Annotated in this window: 18 protein-coding genes; 9 read left to right on the top strand and 9 right to left on the bottom strand. The window is 69.6% G+C overall.

All coding sequences use genetic code 11. The features are described from left to right. Positions 1-10: 10 nt before the first annotated feature. Positions 11-865, bottom strand: coding sequence for a PPK2 family polyphosphate kinase (locus ACFQ9V_RS06735; RefSeq protein ID WP_382458396.1), 855 nt, complete (start codon positions 863-865; stop codon positions 11-13). A 64-nt stretch (positions 866-929) separates the two neighbouring features. Beyond that, on the bottom strand, positions 930-2,852 hold the full coding sequence (locus tag ACFQ9V_RS06730; protein ID WP_382458395.1) for a hypothetical protein: 1,923 nt from the start codon (positions 2,850-2,852) through the stop codon (positions 930-932). A gap of 106 nt (positions 2,853-2,958) precedes the next feature. Between ACFQ9V_RS06730 and ACFQ9V_RS06725 the strand changes: the two genes are divergently transcribed. The 3 genes from ACFQ9V_RS06725 to ACFQ9V_RS06715 all read left to right on the top strand — a co-directional run bounded on the left by ACFQ9V_RS06725 (position 2,959) and on the right by ACFQ9V_RS06715 (position 4,856). After that, complete coding sequence (locus ACFQ9V_RS06725; protein WP_382458394.1) at positions 2,959-3,345, top strand: SHOCT domain-containing protein; 387 nt, start codon at positions 2,959-2,961, stop codon at positions 3,343-3,345. 132 nt (positions 3,346-3,477) lie between these two features. After that, positions 3,478-4,155, top strand: a complete 678-nt coding sequence (locus ACFQ9V_RS06720) for a GntR family transcriptional regulator (protein WP_382458393.1) — start codon at positions 3,478-3,480, stop codon at positions 4,153-4,155. Beyond that, positions 4,155-4,856 carry a GntR family transcriptional regulator gene (locus ACFQ9V_RS06715; RefSeq protein ID WP_382458392.1) on the top strand — a complete coding sequence of 234 codons (702 nt, stop codon included), beginning with the start codon at positions 4,155-4,157 and terminating at the stop codon, positions 4,854-4,856. The genes ACFQ9V_RS06720 and ACFQ9V_RS06715 overlap by 1 nt, the downstream gene beginning before the upstream one ends. Positions 4,857-4,920: 64 nt before the next feature. On the opposite strand, the gene ACFQ9V_RS06710 is transcribed toward ACFQ9V_RS06715, so the two are convergent. The 5 genes from ACFQ9V_RS06710 to ACFQ9V_RS06690 form a co-directional block, all read right to left on the bottom strand. Further along, positions 4,921-5,220, bottom strand: coding sequence for a Dabb family protein (locus ACFQ9V_RS06710; protein WP_382458391.1), 300 nt, complete (start codon positions 5,218-5,220; stop codon positions 4,921-4,923). Beyond that, positions 5,217-5,483, bottom strand: a complete 267-nt coding sequence (locus ACFQ9V_RS06705) for a glutaredoxin family protein (protein WP_370055943.1) — start codon at positions 5,481-5,483, stop codon at positions 5,217-5,219. Before ACFQ9V_RS06705 ends, ACFQ9V_RS06710 begins: the two co-directional genes overlap by 4 nt. 112 nt (positions 5,484-5,595) lie before the next feature. After that, positions 5,596-5,694 (bottom strand): 30S ribosomal protein bS22, encoded by a 99-nt coding sequence (locus tag ACFQ9V_RS06700; protein WP_003792170.1) that lies wholly within the window; start codon positions 5,692-5,694, stop codon positions 5,596-5,598. A gap of 68 nt (positions 5,695-5,762) precedes the next feature. Beyond that, the gene (locus ACFQ9V_RS06695) at positions 5,763-5,993 is read right to left on the bottom strand and encodes a helix-turn-helix domain-containing protein (protein ID WP_382458390.1); all 231 of its coding nucleotides are present in this window, start codon (positions 5,991-5,993) and stop codon (positions 5,763-5,765) included. A gap of 96 nt (positions 5,994-6,089) precedes the next feature. After that, positions 6,090-6,506 (bottom strand): ArsR/SmtB family transcription factor, encoded by a 417-nt coding sequence (locus tag ACFQ9V_RS06690; protein ID WP_370055941.1) that lies wholly within the window; start codon positions 6,504-6,506, stop codon positions 6,090-6,092. Between the two features lie 77 nt (positions 6,507-6,583). Here ACFQ9V_RS06690 and ACFQ9V_RS06685 point away from each other — a divergent pair, with 77 nt between their 5' ends. The 3 genes from ACFQ9V_RS06685 (at position 6,584) to ACFQ9V_RS06675 (ending at position 9,725) form a co-directional block, all read left to right on the top strand. Beyond that, positions 6,584-8,020 (top strand): TrkH family potassium uptake protein, encoded by a 1,437-nt coding sequence (locus ACFQ9V_RS06685; RefSeq protein ID WP_382458389.1) that lies wholly within the window; start codon positions 6,584-6,586, stop codon positions 8,018-8,020. After that, the gene (locus tag ACFQ9V_RS06680) at positions 8,013-8,684 is read left to right on the top strand and encodes a potassium channel family protein (protein WP_382458388.1); all 672 of its coding nucleotides are present in this window, start codon (positions 8,013-8,015) and stop codon (positions 8,682-8,684) included. The genes ACFQ9V_RS06685 and ACFQ9V_RS06680 overlap by 8 nt, the downstream gene beginning before the upstream one ends. A 126-nt stretch (positions 8,685-8,810) precedes the next feature. Further along, the gene (locus ACFQ9V_RS06675; protein WP_382458387.1) at positions 8,811-9,725 is read left to right on the top strand and encodes a hypothetical protein; all 915 of its coding nucleotides are present in this window, start codon (positions 8,811-8,813) and stop codon (positions 9,723-9,725) included. Between the two features lie 56 nt (positions 9,726-9,781). On the opposite strand, the gene proC is transcribed toward ACFQ9V_RS06675, so the two are convergent. Next, a complete protein-coding gene (proC, locus tag ACFQ9V_RS06670) occupies positions 9,782-10,630 on the bottom strand; it encodes a pyrroline-5-carboxylate reductase (RefSeq protein WP_382458386.1) in 849 nt (282 codons plus the stop codon). A 23-nt stretch (positions 10,631-10,653) separates the two neighbouring features. On the opposite strand from proC, the gene ACFQ9V_RS06665 reads away from it, so the two are divergent. Together ACFQ9V_RS06665 and ACFQ9V_RS06660 are read left to right on the top strand one after the other, a co-directional pair. After that, positions 10,654-11,616, top strand: coding sequence for a cation diffusion facilitator family transporter (locus ACFQ9V_RS06665; protein WP_382458385.1), 963 nt, complete (start codon positions 10,654-10,656; stop codon positions 11,614-11,616). Further along, on the top strand, positions 11,613-12,314 hold the full coding sequence (locus ACFQ9V_RS06660; RefSeq protein ID WP_382458384.1) for a glutamine amidotransferase: 702 nt from the start codon (positions 11,613-11,615) through the stop codon (positions 12,312-12,314). Before ACFQ9V_RS06665 ends, ACFQ9V_RS06660 begins: the two co-directional genes overlap by 4 nt. 9 nt (positions 12,315-12,323) lie before the next feature. Here the strand turns inward: ACFQ9V_RS06660 and tadA are convergent, their stop codons facing one another. After that, positions 12,324-12,791, bottom strand: a complete 468-nt coding sequence (gene tadA / locus ACFQ9V_RS06655; protein ID WP_382458383.1) for a tRNA adenosine(34) deaminase TadA — start codon at positions 12,789-12,791, stop codon at positions 12,324-12,326. Between the two features lie 54 nt (positions 12,792-12,845). Here tadA and upp point away from each other — a divergent pair, with 54 nt between their 5' ends. Further along, positions 12,846-13,478: a uracil phosphoribosyltransferase gene (gene upp / locus ACFQ9V_RS06650; protein WP_382458382.1), complete on the top strand. Its 633-nt coding sequence runs from the start codon at positions 12,846-12,848 to the stop codon at positions 13,476-13,478. Positions 13,479-13,756 lie beyond the last annotated feature (278 nt).

The raw sequence follows: 13,756 nt of genomic DNA, 5'->3' as shown, positions 1-13,756 counted from the left end.
CGCCCGACCGCTAGCTCGCCGCCAGCCGCGCCTTCTCGACCTGCACGTCGTAGTCCGGCGCCGGCCACTCCAGCTCCAGCTCCTCCAGGGCGTGGATGAGGAGGTGCTGGACCGCGAGCCGCGCGTACCACTTGCGGTCGGCCGGCACGACGTACCAGGGCGCGTACGCCGTCGACGTGCGGTCGAAGACGAGCTGGTACGCGTCCTGGTAGCTGTCCCAGAGCAGCCGCTCGTCCACGTCACCCGTCGTGTACTTCCACTGCTTGTCGACGCGCTTCAACCGGTCGCCGAGGCGCTTCTTCTGCTCGTCCTTGCCCAGGTTCAGCATCACCTTGACGATCGTCGTCCCCGACTCCGCGAGCTCCAGCTCGAACTCGTTGATCGCGCCGTAGCGACGCTCGATCTCCTCCTCGGGCGCGAGCTTGCGGACCCGGCCGATGAGGACGTCCTCGTAGTGCGACCGGTCGAAGACGCCGACCTCGCCCGCCGCAGGCACGTGGCTCCAGATCCGCCAGAGGAAGTCGTGGGCGAGCTCCACCTGCGTCGGCTTCTTGAAGCCCGCGTAACGCACGCCGCCGAGGTTCATCTGCCCGACGACGTGGGTGACGATGCCGCCCTTGCCCGCCGTGTCCATCGCCTGCAGGACGAGCAGCACGCTGCGCCGGTCGCCGAGTGTCCCGGCCGCGAACAGGCGTTCCTGGAGGTCGGCGAGGATCGAAGCGCCCTCGGCGAGCGCCTCCGCGCCGTCCTTCTTGCGTCCGTCGAATCCCGGCGTCCCCGCGGTGTCGCTGCCGGCGAGCAGGAAGCGTTCGCCGACCCGCAGCAGCGGGTCGGGGTCCTCGGCCCAAAACGTCTCGCGTCCCATGTCCCCTCCTCGCCCCTCGATCGCACCCTCCGCGGTGGACCGTCCCGCCGATCGTACGACGCGATCACACCCCGGCGGCGTCGAGCACCGGCTCGAACGCGTCCGGCCGGTGCATGACCACCCGCGTCCTCACGCCCTCCGGGAACAGCCGGGACACGTCCTCCGGCCTGGCGCGATCGTCCACGACGACGTCAATGGTCTCCCGCCAGCGCCCGTCCGGCATCCGCTGGAGCGTGGCCTCCCACGTCAGCCCCGGCGTCTCGCGGGCCTGCAGGCGCAGGTGGATGCCGACCGCGCGCCGCCGGCCGAGGAGCGACAGGAGGCCGCGGTAGATCGCCGCGCGCCTGGTCGGGGCGAGCCAGGGTCTGAGCGCGCGGACCAGCACGTCCGCGCTCCACAGGATCGTCGTCGCGAGTCCGCCGCGCGACTGGTACACGTCCACCGCGTAGACGCCCGCGAGCCGGCGCAGCGACTGCCGGAGCGCGCCGCGCGTGATGCCTTCGTCCACGGTGCTGTGCAGGTACAGCGGCACGGCGGGCTGCGCCGTCAGGCTCCCCGCCCGGAGCGCCGAGCGGTCGTGGACGCGCTGCCCCGGGCCGAAGAACGGCCGCAGCTCGCCCAGGAGCGCGGCAACGGCGTCACTCGGCGGGTCGGTCTCGATCGCGCCGGCGGTGTCCGCGTACGCGATCGCCTGGTGCAGCGCGCCGAGCCGGAAGCCGGGCGCGAGCGCCGGTCCGGCCTTGACGGTGACCAGCACCCGCGCGCCGTCGAGGTCAAGCCGCACCGGGTTCTCCCTGCCGTCGATGCGCGGGACGAGGTCGAGCACGTGCTCGATGGCCAGGGTGCGGATGCCGGCAGGGATGGGCAGGCGGCCGAGCGGCGTGCCGGCGACGACCAGGTGCGTCACCGCGAACCCCGCGGCGTGCGCACGCACCGCGACCTGGGAGGCGATCATCCCGCCGAGGCTGAACCCCGCCAGCACGACGGGCTCGCCCGATCGGATGCCGGCCTCCCGCATCGCTTCCAGCGCCGCCCGGGTGATGGTGGCCTCGTGCTCAGCGCCGATGACGAGGTCCGCGGTCAGGTCGTTGGGCGCGATGCCGGGCCGCGGGCTCCAGGACTTGGTGCTCGGGAACTGCACGATCCAGTGCCGGACGCCCTCGTGTTCGCGCTCGACCAACCGGATGACCGCGGTGTCGATGCGCTCGTCCAGGTCGGGATCGCAGAGGTCGTCGATCTCGCGCTGGCTGAGCAGCAGGTCGCGGAGCGTGTGCACGGACCGGCGCCGCATCGCCCCGGCGGCCAGCCCTGGCTGGCCGAGCGGGTCGGGGGACGGGCCGAGCTCCAGGCCGAGCAGGCCGGCCGGCACGTCGGGGAGGCCGGGCGTCGGCGTGTAGTCGTCCCCGCGCGCCGGGTCGCCCCACCAGGTCAGGAAGTCGTGCAGGAGCGGGAACCGTCGCTCCAGGAGGTCGTCGTAGCCGAGCAGCACCGCGTCGTGCCCGTCGCGCAGCAGCCCGCGCCTGCGCCCGAGCGCGACCGTCTTGCGCAGCAGCGCCGGGAGGGTGAAGACGGCGAGGTAGGGCTGGGCGCGCCAGCGCGGAAGCACGATCCCGACCAGCCCGATCAGGAGGGCGACCGGCCCGAGCACCCAGCCGGCGACCCTGGCCAGCCCGCCGGTCAGCCGGGGCGCGGCCGCGAGGTAGAGCGCGCTCAGGGCGGTGCGCCTGGCGCGGCGGCGGCGCGGCGCCGGCACGGGGAACGGGTACCGCACGCGCGACGCGCGCTGCACGGCGTACCAGGCCCATTCGGCGGCGAGCGCCAGGAGGGCGACCACGGCTCCGACGACGACCGCGGCGACACCGAGCGCGAGCAGCGCCAGCCCCGCCACGAGCGCGACAGGGACGCCGACGATCAGGCCGGCGACGAGGGCCGCCCAGCCGCCGGGCGTCCTCCCGCGCCACACGCGAGGGGGCAGCTGGCTGAGCATGCGGTCAGCCTAACCGCGCCCGCCGTCGCGACGGCCGAGCACTGCCGTCTAGCCAGGCGCGCCGCGGCGCGGCTACGGTGTGCACACCGATCGAGAGGAGCCCGTCGTGAACGGTTTCTGGAACTTCATCTGGCTGATCTTCTGGGCGTTCGCCTTCGTCGCCTACCTGATGGTGCTGTTCACGATCCTGGTCGACCTGTTCCGCGACGACAAGCTGAGCGGCTGGTGGAAGGCCGTGTGGGTGATCTTCCTCATCTTCGTGCCCTTCCTCACCGCGCTGGTGTACCTGATCGCGCGCGGCCGCGGCATGGCGGAGCGCAACGCGCGGGACCGCGGGACCGTCCCGGAGGACACGGACTACTACACGCACCCGACGCCGTCGGCGACGCCGGCCGCCGACATCGAGCAGGCGAAGGCGCTCCTGGACAAGGGCGTGATCAGCCAGAACGAGTTCGACGCGCTCAAGGCGAAGGCGCTCGGCAACCGATTCTGAGCGCTTCTCAAGCGATCGTGAGCACGAACCGGAGGCTTTTCGAGCGCTCGGCAGGCTATCCTGCGATACGACACGCCTAACTTCATCACGCGATGGCCTTGCACTCAACGCAGGTGGATGTAATATTCATGTATGCCTGTACCCATCGCAGAGGCCGTCAGTCCCCGACGGCTCATCCGGGACGAAGTTTTCGTTCGTCTACTCGACGCTATCGTCGACGGGGACCTCACTCCAGGAGAGCAGCTCTACGACGCTGAGATCGAGAAGTGGGTCGGGGTCTCCCGAACCCCCGTCCGCGAAGCCCTGAACCAGCTCGCGGCAATGGGGCTCGTGGAGATCATGCCCCAGAAGCGCACCCGCGTCACGCCGATCGACCCCGTGCGCCTCCGTGCCCTCATAGACACCGTCGGCAGCCTCCTCGTCGGCATCGTGCGCGACGCGACGCCGCTCCTCACCGACGACGACAAGGACGCCCTCCGCGCCTTCAAGGAGCGGATGGGCGACGGCGACGACATGGCGCAGCTCGTCAAGGAGCGCGTGCTCACCGACGGCTTCGTCAACGTCTTCCTCCGCCGGCTCGACAACCGCACGCTCGCGAAGCTGTTCACGCGCCACCTCCCCGAGGTGCGCCGTGCGCTGATCGCTGCGCCGTCGTCGAAGGCGTTCACGAAGGGCGCGGCCCACGTCGCGTCCGCCGTCGACGCGGCCATCGCCGGCAACGGCGCCAAGGCCGCCAAGGGCGTGTCCGACTTCTGGAACAAGGGGCTCGTCACCGTGGTGGACGAGTTCGGAACGAAGGAGGCCCGCTGATGCCGCTCCCCGTCAAAGACTCCGCACCCGTCGAGCGCCAGCTCCTGCGCGACGTCGTCTACAACCGCCTCTACGAGGGCATCCTCGACGGCACGCTGGAGCCGGGCGAGACCCTGCTGGACGAGAAGCTCACCGCGTGGCTCGGCGTCTCCCGCACGCCGATCCGCGAGGCGCTGATGAAGCTCGCCGACATCGGGCTCGTCGAGATGGCCCCGAACCGCTACACGCGCGTCGCGCCGATCGACCTCCGCGCGATCGACGAGGCGATCTACACGACAGGCCTCCTGCACGAGTACGCGGCCCGGACCTCGGTCCCCGGCCTCGACAGCGCGGCGCTCGGCCGTCAGGACAAGGCGGTCAAGGAGATCCGCAAGGCCGCCAAGTCGAGCAACCTCCCGGCCCTCGGCCGCGCGGTGAACGACTTCTTCCTGGAGTTCGAGCGCAACAGCGGCAACGACGTGCTGCTCGCGATCAGCGAGGGCCTGAGCCCGCAGGTGCTGCGCTACATCGCCGTGTGGAAGCGTCCGTTCGACACCGACGAGCTGCCCGCGCGCGTCACCGAGATCCACGACGCCGCCAAGGCGCACGACGGCGAGAAGGCCGGCGACCTGGTGCGCGCGCTGTACGCGCCGACGCTCGCGCAGTTCCTCTCGGACTACCGCCGCAGCGACGAGGACATCGAAGAGAGCCCCGTGGTCTGAGCGACGCTCCGTCCACCCGTGCCCGGCGCCTGTCTCAGGCGCCGGGCACGCGTGCGTTATGGGGTCAGTACTCGGCGTCCACGGCGGCGCGGCCGGAAACCACGGACCGGATGTACGACGCGACCTTCTCGTGCTCGGGGTGCACGACGTACCGCTGCAGGGCGGCCTCGTCCTCGAAGTCGCTGACGAGCACGATGTCGAACTCGTTCACCGGCAGGGAGTTGATCCCCACCTCGAAGCGCAGGATCTCCGGGACGACGGCGGGCAGGGACTCCAGCCCCGCCTTGATGCGGGCGGCCTGGTCGGCGCGCTCCGCCTCCACGGTCGACGCGAGCTTCCACATGACGACGTGACGCAGGGTCAACGGGCCTCCTCCAGCAGGGCGGTGCGCAGGCGCGCCTGGTCGACGCGCCAGTAAGTATGCTGCCGGCCGTCCACGAGCACGACCGGGATGTCCTCCACGTAGCGCTCGTGCAGCTCGGCGTCCTCCAGGATGCTGAGCTCCTCCACGCGCACCTCGGGGGCGCCGGAGGGGAGGCCGTCGATCACCGAGCGGATCGCCTCCCGTGCGTCGTCGCACAGGTGACAGCCCGGCTTGCCGATAAGCGTGACGGTGACGGTGGACACGGGATCCAGCCTAACCCGCCGCTGTGGCCGCCAGCGGACAGCAGGCTGCGCCCTTGCACAGCAGAAAGCGCCGGACCTCACGGACCGGCGCTCGAGCAGCAGACGCTGAGGTCTACTTCTTGTTGCGACGCTGGTGGCGCGTCTTGCGAAGAAGCTTGCGGTGCTTCTTCTTCGCCATACGCTTGCGACGCTTCTTGATAACGGAACCCACGTAGACCTCACAAAGTTAGGGGTTTGCCGCGAAAAACGCGGCGACACGAGCAGTCAGTCTACCCGACTTCACGCCGAGTCTGCGACGCCGCCGTCCAGGTGGGGCCGCACAGCCTCCAGCGCCTGCGCCACGGCGGACTCCGGAACGCGGAACGAGCGGCCGAAACGGATCGCCGGAAGCTCACCGGAGTGGACGAGCCGGTAGACGGTCATGCGGGAGACGCGCATCATGTCGGCCACCTCGGCGACCGTCAGGAAGCGCACGTCGCGCAGAGCGTTCGAGCCCCCATCGTGAACCATGCGGTGTCCCTTTCTTGCCCGTCATCGTACTCGGGTAGTGACGACGAGGAACTAGCGAACTCTAGTCTCTGCGCAGGCGCGGACTCCAGCGGGGGATCAGTCCCTGCGCCACTTCTTCGGCGTGACGCGCTCCACCCGACGGCGGGTGTCGGCGAGCACCTTGCCGACCGTGCTGGCGAACTCGCGCGTCTCGTCGCCGAGCTGCACCGAGTACGCAGACAGGTCGATCTCGGACGCGGTGAAGGGGATGACCCAGTCCTCCACGGCCTCCAGCGGCGTCGGGTCGAGCCGGTAGTAGCGGTGCTGGCCCTCCTCGCGGACGGACACCAGCGACGCCTCGCGCAGCACCTTGAGGTGCTTGGACACCGTGGGCTGGCTCAGCTCCAGGGTGGCCACGATCTCCGACACCGAGATCTCCCCGACGGGACGCGCGTCATCCGAGTTGCGGTCGAGCAGCACTTTGAGGATGTCGCGCCGCGTCGGGTCGGCGATCACGTCGAAGATGTCGGCCATTGCACCAGGCTAGTCGTACGGGTGTCGGAGTACCATGTCCGAAGCTGTCGGTCCGAGGCTGTCGGGAGGAACGGACGATGCGCACGACGTCGCCGATTCGGCGCGGGCCCGCTGCCGCGAGGGGACGTCTGAGGGCGGCACTGAACGGGTTCGCGCAGCGCAGCCCGTCGCGATTCGCGATCCTCGTCTTCACCCTGCTGATCCTCGTCTTCACCCTGCTGTTCTCGCTCCCGATCGCGTCGGCCTCCGGAACGTGGACCGGCCTGGCCGACTCGCTCTTCACGGCGGTGTCCGTGATCTGCGTGACCGGACTCTCGACCGTTGACATGGCGACGCACTGGTCGGTGTTCGGCCACCTGCTCGTCTACCTCGGCGTGCAGGTCGGCGCGGTCGGCGTGCTGACGATGGCGAGCATCCTCGGGATGGTCGTCTCGCGCCGTCTGGGACTGCGCGCCAAGCTCATGGCGGCCAGCGACAGCAATCCGCTGCGCATCCACGCCGGTCCCGTCGCAGAGGGGCAGGCGGTGCGGCTCGGCGATGTGGGCAAGCTGCTGCGCACGGTCGCGATCAGCATGGTCGTGATCGAAGGCGGGGTCGCTCTGCTGCTCTTCCCGCGCATGCTGATCGCGGGGATGGAGGTCGGCACGTCGATCTGGGAGAGCCTCTACTACTCGGCGATGGCCTTCACCAACACCGGCTTCGCGCCCAACACCGAAGGGCTGACGCCGTTCGTGGAGGACTACTGGTTCCTCGGCGCGCTCATGATCGGAGTGTTCCTCGGCTCGATCGGGTTCCCGGTGATCCTGGCGCTGGCCTCCAACCTGCGGAAGCGGCGCCGGCGCTGGTCCATCCATGTCAAGCTCACGCTGCTGACGTCGGTCATCCTGCTCGTCGCGGGCGCTGTGCTGTACATCGTGCTCGAATATGACAATCCGAAGACGTTCGGGCACCTGGACGCCGGGCACACGGTGTTCCAGTCGTTCTTCCTGTCGACGATGACGCGCTCGGGAGGCTTCGCCACCATCCCGATCGCGGACCTGCACGGGTCGAGCCTGCTGGTGACCGACATGCTGATGTTCATCGGCGGCGGTTCGGCCTCCACCGCCGGCGGCATCAAAGTGACGACGCTCGCAGTGCTGTTCCTCGCGGCGTTCGCCGAGGCGCGCGGTGTGGAGTCGATGGACGCCTTCAAGCGCCGCATCCCGATCGATGTGCTGCGGCTGTCTGTGGCGGTGGCGCTGTGGGGCGCGACGATCGTGGCGGTGTCGAGCATCCTCATCCTGCAGATCACGAAGGCGCCGCTGGACCACGTGCTCTTCGACGTCATCTCGGCGTTCGCGACCTGCGGGCTGTCGACCGGGCTGACCGAGGGCCTGCCGGACCCCGGCGTCTACGTGATGGCGGCGACGATGTTCTGCGGACGCGTTGGTACAGTGACACTCGCCGCGGCGCTGGCGCAGAGCCAGCGCAAGCAGCTCTACCAGAATCCCGAGGAGAGGCCGCTCGTTGGTTGACCGGATCAAGCACAACGCGCCCGTCCTCGTGATCGGCCTCGGCCGTTTCGGCGCCGCGACCGCCGGGCAGCTCGACCGGCTGGGCCGGGAGGTGCTGGCGATCGACACCGACGCCGGGCTGGTCGGCAAGTGGGCCGACCGGGTCACCCACACGGTGCAGGCGGACGCCCGCTCGATCGAGGCGCTGCGCCAGCTCGGCGCGGAGGACTTCTCGATCGCGGTCGTCGCGGTCGGGTCGTCGATCGAAGCGAGCGTGCTGATCACGGCGAACCTGGTCGACCTCCACGTGCCGCAGATCTGGGCGAAGGCCATCTCGCAGTCGCACGGCAAGATCCTGGAGCGGATCGGCGCCAACCACGTCATCTACCCGGAGGCGGAGGCCGGCGAGCGGGTGGCGCACCTGGTGTCGGGCCGGATGCTCGACTTCATCGAGTTCGACGACGACTTCGCGCTGGTCAAGATGTACCCGCCGAAGCCTATCCGAGGCGTCGATCTCACGACGTCGGGCGTCCGCAGCCGCTACAACATCACCGTCGTCGGCGTGAAAAGCCACGGTAAACCCTTCACCTACGCCACCGCCGACACCGTGGTCTCCGACCAAGACCTCATCATCATCTCCGGCACCTCCACCGACATCGAACGCTTCGCCGCCCTCGACGCCTAACCCCGTCTCCAACAATTCCGGAATTGTGTACGCCTCCAACCGGCGTGTTGCGTGCATAACTCCGGGACAGATAGTGGGGCTGTGGATAAGTCGGAAGCGTGATGGTCGGCGCGGCAGGGTTTTGGGATGGAGACCCACGACAGACTCGTCGACGAGACGGGGTTCACGGTTGAGCACGGCCGCGCAGCGGGGCTGACTCGGCGACAACTCGACGGCACCGCGATGCAGCGGCCGTTTCGGGGCGTGCGCAGCGTCGGCGTCGAGTATCGCGATCACAGGGACTTGTGCCGCGCCTACTCGGCGTTCGAACGTGGGCAACACACGTTCAGCCACCAGTCCGCAGCAATGATCCACGGCTTTCCCCTCCCGCACTGGGCGGTTCCGACAGACATCCATGTCGCCGTGTTCGCTCCGGCGAAGCCTCCGCAGATGATCGGGGTCGTCGGCCACGAGTTGCGAGCGATCGGTCACAAGGTGGTCAACATCGACGGCCTGCGCGTGATTGCCGCTGAGGACACCTGGGCGCAACTCTCGCGGACCCTCCCGTTCGAGGATCTGGTCGTCATCGGCGATTGGCTCGTGACCGGCGATGAGCCGCATTCGAACGTCGCTTCCGCGTGGGAGATGGTCGATCTTGATCGGGCCGTCCGCCACCACGCGCGGAGACCGGGCATCCGCCGCCTGCGCCAGGCCTTCGAGGCCGTCCGCTACGGCCCGCTCTCCCCCCAGGAGACGCGCCTCCGGCTCCTTCTGGTCGGCGCGGGCTTGCCCGAGCCCGAGCTTAACCACCGGGTCCTCCGCGACGGACGATCCGTCGCGATGGTCGATCTCGCCTACCCGGATCGACGCGTTGCGATCGAATATCTGGGCGACATCCACCGCACCGACCGAAGCGCATTCCGCGAGGACGTAGCGCGACGAGAGCGACTCACCGAATGCGGCTGGAACGTCGTCTTCCTCACCGCAGACGACCTGAAACCTCCCGTACCGCGCGCCCTCCTCACCGTCCGCCGAGCACTCGCGCGATCAGTTCCGGAGTAATGCACAGCCGACTTCGGCGTGTTGCGTACACAACTCCGGAACGGATTGCTCGGGGGCTAGCTGGCGGCGAGTTCGCGGGCTCGGGCGAGGGCGGCGGAGGTGGCGCGGGTGAAGAGGGCGGGGAGGTCGGCGTCGGCGAGGACCGCGACGGCGCGCTCGGTGGTGCCGTTGGGGCTGGTCACGCGGCGGCGGAGCTCGGCGGGCTCCTCACCCGAGGAGACCAGCAGCTCGGACGCGCCAAGGAACGTGCCGTTCACCAGCGTGCGCGCCTGCTCGGGCGTGAAGCCCTTCTCGATGGCGGCGGCGGTCAGCGCCTCCACCAGGAAGAACACGTACGCCGGCCCCGAGCCGGAGATGGTGCTGAGCGCGTCGAGCTGCGACTCCGGCACCTCCACCACCTCCCCGACGGTCTCGAACAGTGCGCGGACCAGCTCCAGGTCGTCCGGCTCCGTGCGGGTGCCCGGGCTGATCCCGGTGACGGCCTTGCCCACGACAGCGGGCGTGTTCGGCATCGAGCGGACCACGATCACCGACGGCGGCAGCAGCGACTCGAAGGTCTTGATGGTGACTCCCGCCGCCACGCTCACGACGATGGCGCCCGGCGTCAGGGAGTCGGCGATCTCGTGCAGGAGGTCCGCCACCATCCCGGGCTTGACGGCGATGATCACGAGCTCGGCGCCGTCCACCGCGGCACGGTTCGCGTCGCCGTCGTGCTCGGTCGAGTACGCGGTCACGCCGGGGATGCCGGCGAGCTCGGCAGCGCGCGCCTTCGACCGGTTGGTCACCCGGATGCCGCCGTCAACGCTCACCCCGGGCGCGGTCAGGCCGGAGAGGATGGCGCGCCCCATCGAGCCCGCCCCGAGCATCGCGATGGTGGGCAGCGTGACGTTCTTCGTGTCGCTCATGGGCCCCATCCTAGGATGAGGTCATGAGCGCAGAAGGTGGCACCAGGGCTATCGTCGCGGCCTTCGCCGCCAACCTGGGGATCGCGCTGACCAAGTTCATCGCGTGGGCGTTCTCCGGCTCCTCCTCGATGCTCGCGGAGGGCGTGCACTCGGTCGCCGACTCCGGCAACCAACTGCTCCTGCTGCTGGGCGGGCGCCAGGCCAAGAAGAAGGCCGACAAGGAGCACCCGTTCGGCTACGGCCGCGAGCGCTACGTGTACGCGTTCGTCGTGTCGATCATCCTGTTCTCGGTCGGCGGCGTCTTCTCGCTCTACGAGGGCGTCGAGAAGCTGACGCACCCGCACCCGCTGGAGAACTGGTGGCTGCCGCTGCTGGTGCTGTTCATCGCGATCGGCCTGGAGTCGTTCTCGCTGCGGACCGCGGTGAAGGAGTCCAACCCGCTCCGCAAGGGGATGTCGTGGCCGCAGTTCATCCGCCGCGCGAAGGCCCCCGAGCTGCCGGTCGTGCTGCTGGAGGATGTCGCCGCGCTGATCGGCCTGGTCTTCGCGCTGATCGGCGTCGGGCTCACGATCATCACCGGCAACGGCGTCTGGGACGGCATCGGGACGGTCCTGATCGGCCTCCTGCTGGTCACGGTCGCGATCGTGCTCGGCATCGAGACCAAGAGCCTCCTGGTGGGCGAGGGCGCCTCCGACGTGGATGTCGCCGCCATCGAACAGGCGATCCTGGCCGGCGACGAGGTCGAGCGCATCATCCACATGCGCACCCTCTACCTGGGGCCGGACGAGCTGCTCGTCGGCGCCAAGCTCGCCGTCTCGCGCGAGCAGACCATGCTGGAGGTCTCGGCCGCCATCGACGCGATCGAGCGCCGCATCCGCGACGCCGTCCCCGTCGCCCGGGTCATCTACATCGAGCCGGACGTCTGGGTCGACCCGAACGAGCAGCACCCCGCCACCGACACCATCATCCTCAAAGGACTCGAGTGACCCGCACCGCGCTGATCCTGCAGCACGACCCGTCCATCCACCTCGGCAACATCGGCCCCGTCCTCGTGGAGCACGGCTACGACCTGCGCATCGTGGATGTGACGACGCAGGACGTTTCCGCGCTCGACCCGCAGGAAGCCGACCTCGTCGTCGTGCTCGGCGGCGAGATGGGCGCGTACCAGACCGACGAGTTCCCGTTCCTGGCTGCCGAGCGCGACCTGCTGCGCAGCCGCCTCGACGCCGAGCGGCCAACGCTCGGCGTGTGCCTGGGCGCGCAGCTCATGGCCGGCGCCCTCGGCGAGCGCGTCTACAAGGGCGACACCATGCAGATCGGTTTCCGCCGCGTTGAGCCGACGGAGGCCGGTTCGACGTCGCCCATCCGGCACTTCGACGGTGTGCCGGTGGTGGAGTGGCACGGCGACACGTTCGAGCTGCCCGAGCGGGCGACCCGGCTGGCGTCCTCCAGCGACTACTCCAACGAGGCGTTCGCGATCGGCGGCTTCGCGCTGGCGGTGCAGTTCCATCCCGAGGTGACGGACGAGATGCACGAGCAGTGGGTGTCCGAGGGATACAACGAGCTGGACGAGCACGCCCTCGACCCGGAGGCCCTGCGCGAGGACCGCGAGCTGTACTCCGCCCGGATGCAGGCGGCCTCCCGCGCCGCCTTCTCCGAGTGGCTGGAGGCGCTGCCCCGCTGACGCTCGGTGTCAGCGCTTGGCGCGGAAGAAGTCGAGCAGCAGGTCGGCGCACTCCTCGGCCAGGACGCCGGGATAAACGGCGACCTGGTGGTTGAGCCGCCGGTCGCGCAGCACGTCGTAGACCGAGCCCGCCGCGCCGGCCTTCTCGTCCCAGGCCCCGAACACGACGGTCGGGACGCGCGCCGCCAGCACCGCGCCCGCGCACATCACGCACGGCTCCAGCGTCACGACCAGCGTGCAGCCCTCCAGGTGCCAGTCGTCCCGGGTCGCCGCCGCCGCCCGCAGTGCCAGCACCTCGGCGTGCGCGGTGGGGTCGCCGAGCAGCTCGCGCTCGTTGCGTCCCGTGCCGATGACCTCGCCGTGCTCGTCCAGCACGAGCGCCGCGACAGGGACGTCGCCGGTGTCGAAGGCGAGCCGCGCGTCGGCGACGGCGCGGCGCATCCACCGCTCGTAGTCGGCGGGCACGGGAAGGGTCACGGCTGCTCCTGGGTGGGGTCCTCGTCCGGGGAGGGTTCGGCTAGCCTTGAGCCTATGCGAGTGCACGTAGCGGACCACCCCCTGATCACCCACAAGCTCTCCGTGCTCCGCAACAAGGAGACCCCGTCGCCCGTGTTCCGGGCGCTCACGGAGGAGCTCGTCACGCTGCTGGCCTACGAGGCCACCCGCGGCGTTCGCGTCGAGCCCGTCGAGATCGAGACCCCGGTGACCACCACGATGGGCGTCACCCTCAGCCAGCCGCGTCCGCTGGTCGTGCCGATCCTGCGCGCGGGGCTCGGGATGCTGGAGGGCATGGTCCGGCTGATGCCGACCGCCGAGGTGGGCTTCCTGGGGATGGCGCGCAACGAGGAGACGCTCGAGCCGACCACGTACGCCGAGCGCCTGCCGATGGACCTCTCCGACCGGCAGTGCTTCGTGCTCGACCCGATGCTGGCCACGGGAGGCTCGCTGGGAGCAGCGATCGACTTCCTGTTCAAGCGCAACGCCGTCGACGTCACCGCCATCTGCATCCTCGCCGCACCGGAGGGCCTGGAGGCCCTGGAGAAGGCGACCGTGGGCCGTGACGTGACCATCGTGCTCGGCGCGCTGGACGAACGGCTGAACGAGAACGGATACATTGTGCCCGGTCTCGGCGACGCCGGAGACCGTCTGTACGGCACTGTGTAGGGTGTCGAGTCCCTCCGCAACAATCCGTAACGATTTGACACGACGTGTCACGGGACGGTTTACTTCTCAACATGACTGACAACTCGCGCACCCTGACCTCCTTCGAGGCCCCTGGGGATGCCGGCATGATGATGCCCGGCCGCGACTCGGTCATGTGTTGCCGAATGTGTCGCTAATCTGACGACCCTTTCGCCGAGCGGTCGCCCTCCGACGCAGACGAGCGTCGGCTCCGGGCACAGCTCCCCGGGCGCGCCACACGTACGCACCCGTGCATCAGT

This window comes from Leifsonia sp. NPDC056665 (assembly GCF_042791795.1).
Taxonomy (GTDB): domain Bacteria; phylum Actinomycetota; class Actinomycetes; order Actinomycetales; family Microbacteriaceae; genus Leifsonia.
Note: the sequence above shows the minus strand (reverse complement) of the source record. Positions and strands in the feature narration are given on the sequence as shown.

Bases quoted from the DNA above. Each gene is read 5' to 3' on its own strand.
- ACFQ9V_RS06695 (WP_382458390.1), bottom strand. From the start codon at position 5,993: ATGGTTCACGATGGGGGCTCGAACGCTCTGCGCGACGTGCGCTTCCTG.
- proC (WP_382458386.1), bottom strand. From the start codon at position 10,630: ATGAGCGACACGAAGAACGTCACGCTGCCCACCATCGCGATGCTCGGG.
- upp (WP_382458382.1), top strand. From the start codon at position 12,846: ATGCGAGTGCACGTAGCGGACCACCCCCTGATCACCCACAAGCTCTCC.
- ACFQ9V_RS06735 (WP_382458396.1), bottom strand. From the start codon at position 865: ATGGGACGCGAGACGTTTTGGGCCGAGGACCCCGACCCGCTGCTGCGG.
- ACFQ9V_RS06690 (WP_370055941.1), bottom strand. From the start codon at position 6,506: ATGGCCGACATCTTCGACGTGATCGCCGACCCGACGCGGCGCGACATC.
- ACFQ9V_RS06685 (WP_382458389.1), top strand. From the start codon at position 6,584: ATGCGCACGACGTCGCCGATTCGGCGCGGGCCCGCTGCCGCGAGGGGA.
- ACFQ9V_RS06720 (WP_382458393.1), top strand. From the start codon at position 3,478: ATGCCTGTACCCATCGCAGAGGCCGTCAGTCCCCGACGGCTCATCCGG.
- ACFQ9V_RS06665 (WP_382458385.1), top strand. From the start codon at position 10,654: ATGAGCGCAGAAGGTGGCACCAGGGCTATCGTCGCGGCCTTCGCCGCC.
- ACFQ9V_RS06715 (WP_382458392.1), top strand. From the start codon at position 4,155: ATGCCGCTCCCCGTCAAAGACTCCGCACCCGTCGAGCGCCAGCTCCTG.
- ACFQ9V_RS06730 (WP_382458395.1), bottom strand. From the start codon at position 2,852: ATGCTCAGCCAGCTGCCCCCTCGCGTGTGGCGCGGGAGGACGCCCGGC.
- ACFQ9V_RS06675 (WP_382458387.1), top strand. From the start codon at position 8,811: ATGGAGACCCACGACAGACTCGTCGACGAGACGGGGTTCACGGTTGAG.